Genomic DNA, 16289 nt, shown 5'->3' with positions numbered 1-16289 from the left:
GACGGCATGAACACATGAGCATCATGGAACACACCGAACATCCGCAAGACACCCTGCACCAGCACCGCGCCCACTGGGCCGGCCTGCGCCGCGACCTGCACGCGCATCCCGAGCTGCGTTTCGAGGAACATCGCACCGCCGACGTGGTGGTGCAGGAGCTGCAGGCGCTGGGCTATGAGGTCACGCGCGGCCTGGGCGGCACCGGCGTGGTGGCCAGCCTGCCGGGCAGCGATCCGCAGCGCGGCATCGTGCTGCGCGCTGACCTCGATGCCTTGCCCATCGTCGAGGCCAATGACTTTGCGCACGCCTCCTGCAGCCACGGCATCATGCATGCCTGCGGCCATGACGGCCACACCGTCATGCTGCTGGGGGCGGCGCGCGTGCTCAAGCAGCTGCCGACGTTGCCGGGCAGCGTGCACTTCGTCTTTCAGCCGGGAGAAGAGGGTGGGGCGGGGGCGCGCAAGATGATCGATGACGGCCTGTTCGAGCAGTTCCCGACCGAAGCCGTGTTCGGCATGCATAACTGGCCAGGCTTGCCGGCCGGGCAGTTCGGCTTGCGCACCGGTCCCATCATGGCCGCCGGTTCGCGCCTGAAGATCACCATCACCGGCAAGGGCGCCCATGCGGCCCAGCCGCACCTGGGGCTGGACCCGATCCCGCTGGCCTGCTCCATGGTCCTGCAGTGCCAGACCATCGCGGCACGCCACAAGGATCCGGTCGACCCTGCCGTCATTTCGGTCTGCATGTTCCATGCGGGCGATACCGACAACGTCATCCCGGACCGCGCCGAATTGCGCGGCACCATCCGCACGCTGTCGTCCACCTTGCAGCAGAAGCTGCAGGAAGACATCCGCCGCATGTGCCATGCGCTGGCCGATGCCTATGGGGCCAAGGTCGAGGTGGAATTCTTCCAGTACTATCCGGCCACCATCAACACCCCGGCCGAGACCGACTTCTGTGAACGCGTGATCCGCCAGACCTTCGGTGATGAACGCATCCGCACCGGCATCCCGGCCAACATGACCTCCGAGGATTTCGGTTTCATGCTGGAGGAGCGGCCCGGCACCTACGTCCTGATCGGCAATGCGCCGCAGGACCGCGCCTCGCACTCGCTGCACCACCCGCACTACGACTTCAACGACGACATCATCGAAGAAGGCGTGCGCTACTGGGTGGCGCTGGCGCAGTCCTGGTTTGGCAGCGGCCTGAAGGGCGGGGCGCTTACCAGCCGTTGAAACGCGGCCAGATTGCCACGCTGCCATCGGCGGCGATGGCCTGATACTCCTGGTACTGCGCCCCGGTGGCACAAGCGTGGTTGGGCAGGATGCGCAGGCGCGTGCCGATGGGGAAGTGCTCGGCGATCTGCGCATCCGGACTGCCCTGGCGCGACAGGATGCCGTGTTCCTGGTTGGCCCCGCTCATGAGGTAGCCCTCCAGCACCTTGCCGTCTTCCGTACAGACCTGGCCATAGCCGAAGTCGTGCTTGCGTCCTTGCGTGCCGCGGTCGCGGCTCATGGCCATCCATCCTGCATCGACGATGGCCCAGCCTTTCTCGGGCTGGTGGCCGATCACGGTGGTCAGCACGCTCAGGGCGATCTCGTCCATGGTATTGACGCCCACGTTGTGCATCACCAGGTCGAACATGGCATAGACACCGGCACGCACTTCGGTCACGCCCTGCAGGTGTTCGGCGCGCAGCGCGGTCGGGGTCGAGCCGATGCTGACCACCTCGCAGGGCAGGCCGGCTTCGCGCAGGCGTTCGGCGGCACGTACGGATCCGGCGCGTTCCTGTTCGGCCACGGCGATGAGGGCGGCGTCGTTGTCGTAGTCATAGCTGGAGCCGGCATGGGCGATCACGCCGCCGATACGCATCCCGCCGGCGTGGAGCACCTTGCCCACGGCCAGCAGGGTGGCGTCTTCCGGGGCGATGCCGGAGCGATGGCCATCCACGTCGATTTCAATCCAGACTTCGAAGCATTCCTCTTGCGCCTGCCCGAAAGCCACGATGGCTTCGGCGCAGGCCACGCTGTCGGCCACGATCTTGAGGTCGCAGCCCTGGCGGCGCAGCGCCAGCGCCTGGCCCAGCTTGGTGGGGGCCATGCCGACGGCGTAGACGATGTCGGTGATGCCGGCGGCAAAGAACTGTTCGGCTTCCTTGAGGGTGGAAACGGTGATGCCGCGCGCACCGGCCTGGAGTTGCGCCTGCACCACCTGCTGGCACTTGGTGGTCTTGACGTGTGGACGGAAGCGCACGCCCAGCGCATCCATGCGCTGCTGCATGCGGGCGATGTTGTGCTCCATGCGGGAGATGTCGATCAAGGCGGCGGGCGTGGGCAGGGTAGCCAGGCTCATGGGGAACTCCTGAAGAGGGTAGGTCGATGAGCATCGACTATAGGAGATCGGGATTGCGCTGTGCTTAATGCTCGGTGAATCGAGCATTAAGCTGTGTTTAATGCGCCGTCCTGCGGTCTACGCGCCGCGTCAGGCTTGCTGGAACTGCCGTATCGTCTCCAGCACGTTCACGGTGGCCTTGTCCAGGTTGGGGAGGGCGCGATGGGCCACGCCGATGTGGCGCTTGAGCACCGGCGACAGCGGCACGATGCGCACGTCCTTGTGGCGGTCCAGCTCGGCGGCCAGGGGCTGTTCCAGCGGCAGGATGGCCGCGCCGTAACCGGCGGAGACCAGGCTCTTCATGGCTTCGTTGTAGTTCAGTTCGATGCGTGCGCGCGGGTTTTCACCGGCCTCGGCAAACCAGGCCATGGTGAGCCGGTACATCTGCGTGGTGGCGTCGTTGAAGATCATGGGCTTGTCCATCAGCCAGCCCGGCTTGATGGCGGCGGGCGATTTCCAGGTGGCCGGCAGGAAGGCCATCATGCGGTCGCTGCGCCAGTGCGTGATCTGTATCTCCTTGGAGGCCGTGATGGGGATGGCGACCAGGCCGATGTCGAGCGTGCCTTCCTGCAGGCGCGCCATGGTCTCGTTGGAGCCCATGATGTTGACCTCCACGTCGATGCCCGGGAAGCTGTTTTCCAGCTGGCGCAGTACGCGGGGCAGCAGGTTCACCACCACGCCCGTCGACGTCCCGAGGCGCACCCGGCCGACCTTGCCTTCCACGTGTTTCCTGGCCACATCGAGCAGGTCGTCGGCATCGCGCAACAGGCGCCGCGCCCGGTCGATCACCAGCGCGCCCAGCGCCGTGGCCTGTACGCGACGGCTGCCGCGCATGAGCAGGGCGCTGCCCAGGCGCTCTTCGAGGTCGCTGACATGCAGGCTGATCGTGGGCTGCGCCAGGTGCAGCGCATTGGCGGCAGCGGAGAAGGTGCCGAGGTCGACGATGGTGACCAGGGTGCGCAACTGGTCGAGGCTGAGTTCTCTCATCAGGGTTCCTGATAGTGGCGGTTATTGGAGTGAATTTTACCAATGGCTTCGAGCGCTGGTGGCGGGACTTCCATCTCCGTGCGGACAGCAGGAACTGGCATTGACGGCGTTGACAACGGAGTGCTTGCGGCGCCGGTTCGTCATGTCATACCGGTCAGTGCCGTTTGGATAATGAAATAGACATGAAACCTATCAAAGGTATTTCTCATCAGATCAAAAAACTGATCTTCGAAAGTACTCAAATCTGCCAGAACCCCTGCCATTAAGTTTTTTGGAAATGAGACATTTCTGATATTTCAGAAAGAGACAAGAAAATAGACTGCGCCTCGAATCGATAAGGCATCCGGCCCGGGTCGATCTCGCAAAAAGGGGCGATCCATGAACCGTCAGCGCTATCAGTTGGTCTTCAACCGTCATCGCGGCATGCTGATGGCGGTCGCAGAAACCGCCTCGACCATCAGTGGCCAGAAGTTGCCGATGGCACGTGGGGGAGCCAGTGTGGTGGCACCGGCATCGTGGAAGTTCTGCACGCTGGTCTCGGCCCTGGCACTGACGTGGCAAAGCCTGGCACATGCGCAGATCCTGGTCGACCGCAACGCACCCCGCGAAGAGCAGCCGATGGTGCTCAAGGCCGCCAATGGCGTACCGGTAGTGAACATCCGGCAGCCCAACGCCAAGGGCCTGTCGGTCAACAGCTACCGGCGTTTTGATGTGGATGGGCAGGGAGTCATCCTCAACAACGCGGGTGGCGCCAGCAAGTCCGAACTGGGCGGCTACATCGCCGGCAATCCGTGGATGCCCGGCGGTGGCGCGCAGGTCATCGTCAACCAGGTCAACGCAACGGACCCCAGCTACCTGCGTGGCTTCATCGATGTGGCAGGCAACCCGGCGCAGGTGATCATCGCCAACCCGGCCGGCATCACCTGCGCGGGCTGCGGTTTCATCAACGCCCAGCGCGCCACCATGACCACCGGCACGCCCGTGATCCGCCAGGGCAACCTGGAAAGCTATCGCGTCAACAGCGGCGTGATCAGCTTCGAAGGACTTGGCCTGCAAGCCAATGACACCGCGTATGCCGACGTCATCGCCCGTGCGGTGCGCGTGCATGCGGCGCTGCGCGCCAGACAGATCCGGCTCACCACCGGGCTCAATACGGTCAGTGCCGATCACGCGCAGGTCACGCCGGGCCAGAGCGCCACCGATGGTGCGCCGGTGCGCGCCATCGATGTGGCAGCGCTCGGCGGCATGTATGCCGGCCACATCTACCTGAGCGCTACCGAACACGGCGTGGGCGTGCACAACGGTGGCACGCTCACGGCGACCGAAGGACAGCTGGTCGTGACGGCAGCTGGCCGTCTGGAAAATACCGGCACCCTTGCTGCGCATGGCGATACGCGCATTGCCGCCGCAGGCGCGGTGACCAATAGCGGCGTGATCGGATCGGGTAGCACGTTGCAGATCAACGCCGACGCGCTGGAGAACACCGCCAGCGGTCGCATCGGCAGTGTCAGCGGTGCCAGCGTACAAATTGGCGGCACGCTGCGCAATGCAGGAAGCATGGTTGGTGATGCAGGCATCACGCTGGCTGCGGCAGCGATGGAGAATGCTGGCAGTGTAGTGACACCGGACGCGCTCGCACTGCGTATCCGCAACATGCTCGACAACAGCGGCAAGATCGGCAGCAACGCCCGGCTTGAGCTACGCGCCGCGACGCTGACCAATCGGGGAGATATTTATTCCGCACAGGAATCTGTGCAGTTGCAGGTAGCAGGACGGCTCTTCAACAGCGGCAGCATCGAAGCGAAACTGGCCCTCGATGCCAACGCGGTAGCGATTGAAAACCAGGGGCGCGTCATCGGGGAAGCGGCACTCAACGCCAGCGCAAGTGCCGCCCTCACCAATACCGGCATCATGGGCAGCAGGGCCGGCGCCGACATCAAGGCCGCCAGCCTCAACAATCGCGGCACGCTCAGTGCAGTCCAATCGCTTGCCCTGAAAGTGACCGGCAAATTCATCAACGAAAAGAACGTCGGTGCCGGCAGCACTCTCCAGGTCGATGCCGATGCACTGGACAACAGCGGCAAGCTGTTCTCACAGGGCAGCTTGCTCATGAGCATCGCCGCTGCCGCGCTCAACAGCGGCAAGATCGGTGCAGATGGCACGGTGGATTTCCGGGCGGCCTCCCTGGCCAATGGCGGTGCGCTCTATTCTCTTAACAAAAGTGTCGATGTACAGACTCGAGAGAGCATCACCAACAGCGGCATTGTTGAGGCCAGGCAATCCGTTTCATTGAAGGCGACGGCGCTGAACAACAGCGGAACATTTACCGCCGAGGGCGCCATGAAGCTCTCGCTGCAACAGGGCTTGAGCAACACCGGAGAGATCGGCGCCAACGACACCCTCACCGTCAATGCGGCCACGCTGGAGAACCGGGGCAGGATCCGTTCGGCCGAGAGTTCTCTCGAACTGACGACAGACGGAAAATCCAGCAACCAAGGCAAGATCCTCGCCGCCACGCGAATGGAGATCACGGCGACCGGCATCGATAACAGCGACGGCACGCTGGCGGGCAACGAGGTGGTGATCGACACGCGCAAGCAGCGTCTCAACAATCAGCGCGGCGTGCTCTTTGCGCGGCAAGACCTGAAGCTGGAGAGCGCAGAACTCGACAATCGTGCCGGCAGCATCGCCGCCCGGGGCAAGCTGACGCTCTCCAGCGGTGAAGTCAACAATGAGGGCGGATTGTTGCAGGCCCTCAAGAGCCTCGACCTCGATACCCACGGCCAGGCACTGTACAACCTGCATTCGGGCAAGGACCAGGGCGTGCGTGCCGGCACGGATCTGCACATCAAGGCCGGTGCGCTGGGCAATGGCGCGGGCGTGGTGGTGGCAGGCGGCCAAGCCCGTCTGCAAGTGAGCAGCCTTGACAATCAGGGTGGCGATATCGCCACTGGTGGTGGGCTGCGCATCGAGGCGGGCAGCGTGGACAATCGCGGCGGGCAGTTGCAGTCGAAGGGCGCGATGCAAGTGGAGGTGTCGGCTGGCGAGATGGATAACCGCCGTGGCCTGATTCGTTCCGATGAAGACGTAACCCTACAGAGCCGGAGCCTGCGCAACGACGATACCCAGGGCAAGGACCAGGGCATCGAGGGCCTTAGCGTAAGCCTCACCACAGGTGCCCTCCACAACAACAAGGGCGCTATCCGCACCGGCCAGTCATTGCAGATCGCCGCCCGTGAGCGTGTGGACAATCGCGGCGGGCTCCTGTCTTCGCAAGGCACGCTGGCGGTCAGTGACCCGGCCAGCACCCGCAGGCTGGTCATCGACAACGAAGGCGGACGCATCCTCGCAGGCGGTGACCTGAGCCTTACGTCCGACTCCCTGATTGGCAAGGGCCTGCTGTTGAGCCACAAGGATCTGCGTATCGATGTGGCCGCCGACCTGGAGCAGCGCGGAGAAACTGCAGCCGCTGGCAATCTCGATCTGCGCATTGGCGGGCGCTTCAGCAACTACGGCACGCTGGCCGCTGGGGCAGCGTTGCGCGTGACTGCCAGGGGACTCCAGAATCATGCAGGAGCTTCCATCCTGGGCGGCGATGTCTCGCTGTCTGCCGGTGCGGGACAGGACTTCATCAACCGGGGCCTGATCGATGGCGTCACCACGCGCATCCAGGCCGGCACGCTCTACAACCTCGGTACCGGGCGCATCTACGGTGACCGCATCGCGCTTGCTGCCGATGTGCTGCACAACGCCCCGGAGAGCGTCGACGGCATGCTGCGGGCCCCGGTCATCGCGGCGCGTGAGCGCCTGGATATCGGGAGCGGCTTGCTCTACAACAGCGAGCAGGCGCTGCTGTATTCGGTCGGCGACATGTCCATTGGCGGCGCCATCGGCAGCGACCATCGTGCGACCGGACGTGCGCGCGAAGTCAACAACACCAGCGCCACTGTCAATGCGGATGGCGCACTCACCATTGCCGCCGATGCGATCAACAACCGCAATGCGCATGTCGAGATCGCTGAAGAGAGCAAGCCGGGACGCAGGATCATCAACTACCGGCTGGTGGGATCGCCGGAATTCGTCTCTGGCGACAATGCGCGGTTGATCCATCAGGATAGCGGCCAGATCATCGCGCCGGAGAACTGGCGCGCGATGGGCGATGAGGACAATTTCCGCTTGCTGTTGCCGTCGGAGGAATATCCCTTTGAGCGTTACGGACCGCCGTTTGACTATAGCCGGCATGTCGGCAGGGGTGGCCGCTTGTACCGGAGCTTCGGCGTTGGCCCTGCCTATCTTGCAGCGATTCCCGAAGTCAGTACCGAGCACAGCACCTTTCCGGCAGAACCGGAACGCTTCGTCTACCAGCCCGGTGACCGTATATGGGATGTCTTTCGCGTAGCAAGGCCGACGACGGAAGTACCGCCCGAGCCCGAACTTCCCAGAATCTGCAGTGATCCCGAGTCCTGCCCGGATGCGGATTATCGGCAAAGGCATAGCCAGTGGAAAGCGATCCGCGATACGACGGTTGAGTCCTACCACAATCTGGACAAGGCTATCGATAGATTCAACCGTTCACTCTACGCTCGCATGGCAGGCGAGTGGATCATCTACGACGGCACCGAACAGATCCGGCGCACCATCGTCACGCGCAGCGCTCCCGGCATGATCACCTCAGGTGGCGGGATGACCCTGGCCGCTGGCGTGGTCAACAACTACGCCAGCCAGTTCATCGCCGGTGGCGTGCTGGCGGGGGATGGTGTCAACGGCACGGCCATCAACAATACCGGCCCGTTGGGCCAGCAGACGGTCACCTCCACCGGCACGGCAGAGAAAACCTTCATCAAGTCACATACACTCAAAGCCGATGACCGCCGTTATGAGAGCGCACCCTATGCTTCTCAAACGATAGAGACGCGATTCCCACTTGATGTGAGCGCCACGCACGAGGCGGGCAGCACGCGCGACCGGACTGCTCGTACAGCCGCAACCATTCCCGCACAAGCACCGCAGGGAACGGGCAAGACTACCGACCTGCGTACTCCCGCCGTTGACGTCAGCCTGCCGGCCAATGCCTTGTACCAGGTCAATCAGGGCAGCGTGGCGCTGCCCTTGGTGCAGACTGATCCGCGTTTCATCGGCCAGCGCAACTGGCTGTCATCCGACTTCCTGGTGCGTGCATATCAGGACCGCTTCGGGCCCGCGCCGGGTTACCAGCGTTTCGGCGATGGCTTCTACGAACAACAGCTGATCCAGCGGCAGATCCAGGACGCCACCGGCCAGCGCTACCTGAACGGTTTCGCCACCAACGAGGCGCAATACCTGGCGCTGATGCAAGCCGGGCTGCAACAGGCGCAGGTCCAGCGCTACGCACTGGGCATCGCGCTGTCAGCCGAGCAGATCGCCCAGCTCAAGACCGACATTGTCTGGCTGGTGAAGCGCACGGTGAGGCTGGCCGATGGCAGCGCGCAAGAGGTGCTGGTACCGCAGGTCTACCTGCAGCCGTCGAGCCTGCGTGTGAGCGGTCGCCAGACCCTGATTGCCGGCAATGAGGTCGCCTTCCAGACCGTGCAGGACATCTTCAATCGTGGCGGCACCATCGCTGCGCGAACCGGTGTGACACTGCGCGCGGACAACATCCGCAATCTCGGCGGGCGCATCGAGGGCGGCTCGGTTCGCCTGCTGGCACAGTCCGATATCGACAATGCCGGAGGCGTCATCGATGCCAACGACAAGCTGGTATTGAGCGCGGGCCGGGACATCGTGATTCGCAGTACCAGCGTCACGACCGCCAATGCCACCACCACGGGCAGCAACATCGATCAGGTCGCCAGCGTCAGCGGCAAGGAAATGGTGCTGCTTGCTGGCCGCGATCTGCAGGCCGATGCTGCCGTGATTGCCGCCAGCGGCGAGGCCACGCTCTCGGCCGGAAGGGATGTGCGTCTGGGTGTGATCCAGGAGTATTTCCGGCAGGAGATCCGCTGGGCCAGTGACAAGGGGGGCAGCAACCGGGTCAGCTTGCTCACCGGTCCGAACTTCGTGGACCGCGCCAACGGTACACACGGCACCGATGAGGTCGGCATCAATCGTGCCGTGGTGACCGGCAGCAAGGAGGTCGCCACGCAAGTCAGCGGCAACAGCGTCCGCATCCAGGCGGGGCAGGATGTGACGAGCAAGGGGGCGCAGGTAGTCGCCGAAGGCGCACTGCAAGTCGAGGCCGGACGTGACGTGCGCATCGGCACCGCCAACGTCTCGGCCAGCGCACGTGACCAGGGGCAGCGCAGCAGCAGCGGAATCCTGACGTCCACGACGGTGCGCATCGATGACGCCAGCAGTACCAGCCGCGAGGCGGGCAGTACCTTCTCCGGCGATACCGTCCTGCTTCGGGCGGGACGTGATGTGAACGTGTCGGGCAGCAGTGTAGTGTCCCCGCAGGGGACGGCGGTGGTGGCGGGCCATGACGTGAACATTGTTGCCTCGACCGACAGCAGCGCGCAGCGCAACTTCCGTCAGGAGACCAAGAGCGGCGTGATGGGAGCGGGCATCGGCGTGACGGTAGGCAGCCGCATGCAGAGCCGTGATGTGGATCGCAATAGCGAGACTGCGTCGGCATCGACCATTGGCAGCGTGCAGGGCGATGTGCGCATCGTGGCGGGCAATCGGTACATGCAGGTGGGTAGTGATGTGCTGGCACCGGGTGGCGACATCGACATCGCGGCCCGAACCGTCAGCATTCTTGCTGCACAGCAGGGCAGCCGCACCGTGACCGAGGACAAGTTCCGCCAGCAGGGGGTGACGGTGGCGGTGACCAGTCCGGTGTTGTCGGCGGTGCAGACGGTGCAGCAGATGGCGGAGGCGGCAGGCAAGACAAGGAATGGTCGCATGCAGGCGCTGGCTGCTGCCAACATGGGCTTTGCTGGCAAGCAGGCGTATGACGCCATCAGTGCCGGACAAGGCAGCACGATCAACGACAAGCCCAACCAGATCGCTACCGGCCCTGCCAACGCACAAGGCAAGGTTCCAAGCCGCGATGCCAATAAGGCTGACAAGGTGGGCGGTATCAACCTCGCTTTCAGCATAGGCGGCAGCAGCAGCAACAGCCGTAGCGAACAGAGCAGCAAGACGGTACGTGGCTCCGCTGTTGCCGCAGGAGGCAACGTCGGTATCAAAGCACAAGGTGGCGGCAAGGACAGCAGCATCCTCATCCAAGGCAGTGACATCAAGGCCGGCGTCAATGCCTCGCTACAGGCCGAGAACGGAATCCGCCTGCTGGCCGATCAGAATACCTCAGCACAGAACAGCAGCAACCAGAGCAAATCTGGATCGGTGGGATTCTCCATCGGAACCGATGGATTCATGGTCAACGCCAATGTGTCCGGCAGCCTGGGTCGCGGCGATGGCAGTGATGTGGAACAAGTCAACACGCATGTCGATGCGGGCAACAAGGTCGCGCTCAGATCCGGCACGGACACTACGCTGCGAGGTGCAGTCGTGGCGGGTAGACGGGGGGAGATCGACGCAGGAACCAGCGGACATGGCAATTTGAATATCGAGAGTCTGCAAGACAGCAGCAACACCAAGAGCAAGCAGCAGGGTTTTGGCGCCAGTGTCTCGGTAGGGGCGGGCAAGATGAACGGGAGCGTCAACCTCAGCCACAGCAGGGTCGAGGGTGAGTTCGCGAGCGTCAATGAGCAATCCGGTATCCGGGCTGGAGATGAGGGATTCCAGGTCCGGGTGGCAGGTAACACCGACCTGAAAGGCGGCAAGATTGCCAGTACGGACAAGGCCGCCATTGAGGGCAGGAACAGCCTGAGCACGGAGACGCTGACGCAATCTGACATCCAGAATCGCAGCAGCTACAAGGCGGAGAGCATCAGCGCTGGCGCGGGGATGGATGGCGCGAAGGGATCATTGGTCGGCACGGGGATAGGCATCGGCAGTAGCAATGGCAATGAGAGTAGCGCCACGCGCAGCGGCATCAGTGCAGCGGATGTGAGGATCAAGGATGACCTCGCACAGCAGGCGAAGACAGGCAAGTCAGCTGCGGAAACGATAGCGTCCATCAACACCGATGCGAGCAGCGAGCGAGATACGAGTGGCAAGCTGAACAAGCAGTGGGATGCGCAGGCGCTGCAGGAGGATGTGCAGGCGCAGGCCAGGATCATGGAGGCGTTTGGAAGGAATGCCAGTCGGGAAATCGGTCGCTATGCGACCACGAAGGTCAATGAGCTGGATCGAAAAATAGAATCTGCCAGCGAAGTAGAAAGGCCTGCGCTGATTGCCGAGCGGGACAAGTGGAGCGAGGGCGGGCTTTATCGCACGGCCTTGCATACTGCTGCGGGTGCGTTGAGCGGGGGTGCTGCAGGTGGTGCAGGCGCCTTGACTGCATCGACCGTCATGCCGGAGTTCGGCAAGTTGATCGACAAGATGGCCTTGTCTGCGCCCGTTCGCCAGGGGTTGGAACAGGTGACGGCGGCAGCCATCGGTAGTGTGGTGGGAGGAAGTGCGGGATTGGCGGCGGCTGTCAATGCGGACGCCAACAATCGGCAATTGCATCAGAGCGAAAGAGATTGGGCCAAGAGTCAGGCGAGCAAATACCGGAAATATCTGAAGGATGCGACACGGGAATCCATCATTGATGAGGAGGCATACCAGCGCTTGCTCTCTGCGGGTTATGCGGTGGTGGATGCTGCAGCTGAGAGAGGCGGGAAGAGCGACGAGCTGGCCAAGCGCTTCATCGCTGAGAACAAGACCGCTGGACTGTTCAGTGCAAGTGCTGCAGAGAGAAACGATCCCTTCTTGAATGGAAACAAGGATGGTTCGTGGACGCCGGAGCAGCAGGCTCGATTTGGAGCGAAGAACCCGACTGAATGGGCAGCGAGGTATGTTGCTATTGCTATGCTTAGTTCTGGACCTTGTACTCAAGTGGTCGGTTGCAGTTCAAAAATCGATGCTATTGCAACAGCAGTTGATGCATTGGAGCAGGAGAAAGCACTTTTTAAAGACGATGCTACGAGAAGGACACAGATAGAGAAAAAGCAAGCGACATTACTAAGCAATGTATCGGAGAAAGATGTTGAGCTTGCGAAGTTGGATGAGGCAGATAAAGCTACCCTGATGGAATCACTCGGCATATTAAATTTGCCATCTGCTACAGCACGCCTGGCAAAGGTCTTATCTAATCTATCTGGCAAATCGGATGTAGGAAAAGTTGCAGTAGTAGATGCTGTTGCCGGAGTAAAGCCAACGCCGCTGCAAAAACCAATCTTAAGATCTCCACTGAATTATGCTGACGTTCGTCAAAAAGTTAACGAAACCGCGATCCCCTTTAAAAAATCCGGAAACGCATACAATGTGTCTTCGGAAGAAAATCTAAATGCACTATATAACGATATTACGTTTGGAGCCTCTCCGACAGAAGCGAAGGGCTATAACGGTCTTATGAAAGTTCTTCCGGACGGGACTCTTATTGGTTTACGTAACAGTTCCGCCACCGGCGGGGCAACGATTGATGTTTTCCCAGCAGCAGGCAAGAACTATAAAGTGCATATCGCGCCATGAGTGAACCCAAAAACCAGTACTTCGTTGACGACATATATGCAGAGGGCGACCTAGACCTGCTTTTTTTTGGTTTTATCGCGGGTTATGTCAGCCATGATGCCAGTGATAACTCGCTCGAAAAATCTGACGAGAAAATTTTCGACGAGACGGAAAAATTAATAGAGTATCTGGTGGCCACTGGAGACTTTATTGCCGGACGCATGTGTGAAACAGAGGATGGCATAAAGTTTGTACCTTACAAAAGAGGATTCAGTGAATTTGAGTCATTTGCACGGCAGTGTATGCGTGAAAGTGGTTTGAAATGCGATGAATTGCGCTGGGAATTGGCTCTTCGCAAAGTTAGCTTGGGGAAAGCGGCGCCAATTATCCCCGAAACTATCTGCAAGCTATTTCCCCCAAAAAACTGAATTTGACGGTCGGTGTAAATTTGCTGAAGTGTACGCGTTACTATCGATTGAATCAGTGTTTAGGCCGATCACGCTTTTACCAAGAGTCATCACTTCAGGGCAGATAACGCTGTTACGAAAGTGTAGCCTGCGCCTCCCAGATGATAGAAACCCAGTTCCCGCTTGATGCATGCGTCACGCACGGGTCGAGCACTACGCGTCGATACCATTGCATCCGTCACGATACCAGCGCAAGCGCTGCGCAACACTTGTAAGACACATTGATCTGTGTGCTCCCGCCGTAGATGTGAGCCTGCCAGCCAATGCCTTGTATAAGGTCAATCAGAGCAGAGTGACCGGACTGCCGGTGCAGACCGATCCACGCGTGAAGTAATCAGTGCCAGCGTCACGACCGCCAATGCCACCACCACGGGCAGCAACATCGATCAGGTCGCCAGCGTCAGCGGCAAGGACGTGGTGCTGCTGGCTGGGCGCGATCTGCAGGCCAATGCTGTTGTGATTGCCGCCAGCGGCGAGGCCACGCTCTCGGCCGGAAGGGATGTGCGTCTGGGTGCCGGTGGCTCCAAAATTCCTCGGGCTGTTGGGGTTGGACCAACGGACCCGACAGCAGTGGCAAAGGACGCTACCAACATGCCGAATATTCCGAGCGGAAGCCAAGCGAGACTCGTGGCGAATAACCCATATATTCCAAAGTCCGCGGGAGGCACTTTATCTATGACGGATTATTTACCGGAAGCTGCTCGCGTCACTCAGCCTGGAGGAGAAATTGTTATCAATGGAAACGCGGCGAATAAATTTTTCTCTAATATACCGACTCATCAAGAGCTTGATGGACTAGGCTTAACCATCATGACCTGCTTCCCGAGATTAGAACTCATTTCATAAATAGGGTCTGTTAACTTTTTGTCGTGCGTGTTAACTTCTTCGTATGGCGCGAAGAGAAGAACTAACAGACGAACAATGGGCGATTCTGGAGCCGCTGATACCAGAAACACCTAGACGCGATGATGGGCGTGGGCGCCCGGAATTGCACAGCAACCGCGCCGTCATGAACGGAATTCTCTGGGTGCTCCGCACCGGTGCGGCCTGGTGTGATTTGCCAGATCGGTTCCCCTCTGGCACGACATGCTTCCGACGATTCTCGCGCTGGGTCAAGAATGGCGTGCTACGGCAAATACTCGAAGCACTGGCGCAACACCTCGAAGAGGTTGGCCAAATCAATCTTTCTTAATGCTTTATTGACGGCACGTTTGTGTTGGCAAAAAAGGGGCCCAAAGGTCGGAAAGACCAAGCGGGGCAAGGGTACGAAGCTCATGGTTATTGCAGACGCTACTGGTCTTCTACTCGGCGTGCACACGTCTTCTGCTAGCCCATATGAAGTCACCCTTGTCGAGGCTACCCTCGATGAGATTGTCACCGTGGGACGACCCGAACGAATTATTGGGGATCGCGCCTACGATAGTGATCCGCTCGATCAAAGACTTGCTGCCAAAGGCATTGAACTGATCGCACCACACAAGAGCAATCGAAAAAGAGCGGTCACTCAAGATGGCCGGGCGCGGCGCCGATACCGGCGCCGATGGAAGATCGAACGGCTCTTTGCCTGGCTTAATGCCTTCAAGCGTGTACTTACCCGATGGGAGCGTTGCGCCGATCATTACACCGGCTTTGTTCATCTCGCTTTCTCCGTCATCCTCATGCGGCGCTATTTATGAAATGAGTTCTAGTACGGTAATGATGTAGAGTCTTCCCCATACGGAGGCAGCATGAAAAAACGATTTACCGAAGAACAAATTATTGGCGTACTCAAGGAAGCCGAAGCCGGTATGAAAGTGGCCGAGGTATGCCCGAAGCACGGTATCAGCGACGGGACGTACTACAACTGGAAATCCAAGTTCGGCGGGATGACGGTATCCGAGGCCCAGCGGCTAAAGGCGCTGGAGGCCGAGAATGCCAAGCTCAAGAAACTGCTGGCAGAAAGCCTGTTGGACAACGCTGCACTGAAGGATGTGCTCGGCCGAAAGTGGTAAGCCCGCAGGATAGGCGAAGCGCCGTGACGCACATCATGCATGTCCACGGTCTAGGCGTAACCCGTGCCTGCGGGCTGATAGGAATTTCCCGCTCCTTGTATCACTACGAATCCCGTCGTCCTGACGACGAGGAACTGCGTCAGCGTCTTTGCGAACTGGCAGCCATAAAACGCCGATATGGCTATCGGCGTCTGCATGTGTTGATGCAGCGGGATGGATGGCGGGTCAATCGGAAGAAGCTGCTCCGCGTGTATCGACAGGCCGGCCTGAGCGTCAGGCGCCGTAAGAGGAAGCGCATCGCGGGCGTGGAGCGACAATTGAAGGTTCAGGCGACGATGCCCAACCAGAGCTGGTCAATGGACTTTGTATCGGATGGATTGGCTGATGGCCGCCGCTTGCGCTAGCTGAATATCGTAGACGACTTCACCAAGGAATGCCTAGCTATCGAGGTGGATACATCGCTGCCAGGCACACGGGTTGTATCGGTGCTGTCACGGCTCTCAGAGCTTCGAGGATTTCGATTACCATCGACAACGGCCCCGAGTTCGCCGGTAAGGTGCTCGATGCCTGGGCCTATGCAAACGGATTGAAGCTGAACTTCATCGAGCCAGGTAAGCCGCAGCAGAATGCCTACATCGAGAGTTTCAACGGCAAGTTTCGGGATGAATGCCTGAATGAACATTGGTTTGTTTCGATGCGGCATGCTCGTGAAATCATTGCCGCCTGGCGGCGAGAATACAATTCTGAGAGGCCGCATAGTTCGCTTGGCTACCTAACGCCGCAACAGTTTGCAGAGACTTTTTTAACCGCAGACTCCAAGTCGTTCTCGTACTAAATTGGGGAGCAGGTCACAGGGGCTAAAGATGCTACACCGAGCGGTTATGACGGTGTTTCAAAGATTCTTGAAGACGGAACA

The 16289-nt window shown here is 60.4% G+C and carries 6 protein-coding genes and 2 pseudogenes; 6 read left to right on the top strand and 2 right to left on the bottom strand.

Translation table 11 applies throughout. From position 1 onward, the window contains the following. Positions 1–23 precede the first annotated feature (23 nt). On the top strand, positions 24–1235 hold the full coding sequence (locus FYB76_RS11770) for a M20 aminoacylase family protein (protein WP_154133852.1): 1212 nt from the start codon (positions 24–26) through the stop codon (positions 1233–1235). Here FYB76_RS11770 and FYB76_RS11765 read toward each other — a convergent pair. Continuing rightward, entirely contained in the window at positions 1222–2352 is a 1131-nt protein-coding gene (locus FYB76_RS11765; protein ID WP_154133754.1) for a DSD1 family PLP-dependent enzyme, read from the bottom strand. The genes FYB76_RS11770 and FYB76_RS11765 overlap by 14 nt on opposite strands. Before the next feature lie 129 nt (positions 2353–2481). Then, complete coding sequence (locus FYB76_RS11760) at positions 2482–3378, bottom strand: LysR family transcriptional regulator (RefSeq protein WP_088755256.1); 897 nt, start codon at positions 3376–3378, stop codon at positions 2482–2484. 378 nt (positions 3379–3756) lie between these two features. Between FYB76_RS11760 and FYB76_RS11755 the strand changes: the two genes are divergently transcribed. The 5 genes and pseudogenes from FYB76_RS11755 to FYB76_RS11735 all read left to right on the top strand — a co-directional run bounded on the left by FYB76_RS11755 (position 3757) and on the right by FYB76_RS11735 (position 16208). Continuing rightward, entirely contained in the window at positions 3757–12936 is a 9180-nt protein-coding gene (locus FYB76_RS11755; RefSeq protein WP_154133753.1) for a hemagglutinin repeat-containing protein, read from the top strand. Continuing rightward, positions 12933–13343 carry a hypothetical protein gene (locus FYB76_RS11750; RefSeq protein ID WP_154133752.1) on the top strand — a complete coding sequence of 137 codons (411 nt, stop codon included), beginning with the start codon at positions 12933–12935 and terminating at the stop codon, positions 13341–13343. Before FYB76_RS11755 ends, FYB76_RS11750 begins: the two co-directional genes overlap by 4 nt. Positions 13344–13796: 453 nt before the next feature. Beyond that, positions 13797–14228 (top strand): hypothetical protein, encoded by a 432-nt coding sequence (locus FYB76_RS11745; RefSeq protein WP_154133751.1) that lies wholly within the window; start codon positions 13797–13799, stop codon positions 14226–14228. Positions 14229–14271: 43 nt separating this feature from the next. Continuing rightward, a pseudogene (locus FYB76_RS11740) lies at positions 14272–15058 on the top strand (IS5 family transposase). A gap of 51 nt (positions 15059–15109) precedes the next feature. Further along, positions 15110–16208 (top strand): annotated as a pseudogene (locus FYB76_RS11735) (IS3 family transposase). Positions 16209–16289 lie beyond the last annotated feature (81 nt).

Source organism: Herbaspirillum sp. CAH-3 (genome assembly GCF_009668275.1).
GTDB classification, from domain to species: domain Bacteria; phylum Pseudomonadota; class Gammaproteobacteria; order Burkholderiales; family Burkholderiaceae_D; genus Herbaspirillum; species Herbaspirillum aquaticum.
The sequence above is the reverse complement of the archived record's forward strand: the minus strand, read 5'-3'. Positions and strand labels throughout refer to the sequence as shown.

Coding starts and splice junctions, on each gene's coding strand:
- FYB76_RS11765 (WP_154133754.1), bottom strand. CDS start 2,352: ATGAGCCTGGCTACCCTGCCCACGCCCGCCGCCTTGATCGACATCTCC.
- FYB76_RS11760 (WP_088755256.1), bottom strand. CDS start 3,378: ATGAGAGAACTCAGCCTCGACCAGTTGCGCACCCTGGTCACCATCGTC.
- FYB76_RS11770 (WP_154133852.1), top strand. CDS start 24: ATGGAACACACCGAACATCCGCAAGACACCCTGCACCAGCACCGCGCC.
- FYB76_RS11750 (WP_154133752.1), top strand. CDS start 12,933: ATGAGTGAACCCAAAAACCAGTACTTCGTTGACGACATATATGCAGAG.
- FYB76_RS11755 (WP_154133753.1), top strand. CDS start 3,757: ATGAACCGTCAGCGCTATCAGTTGGTCTTCAACCGTCATCGCGGCATG.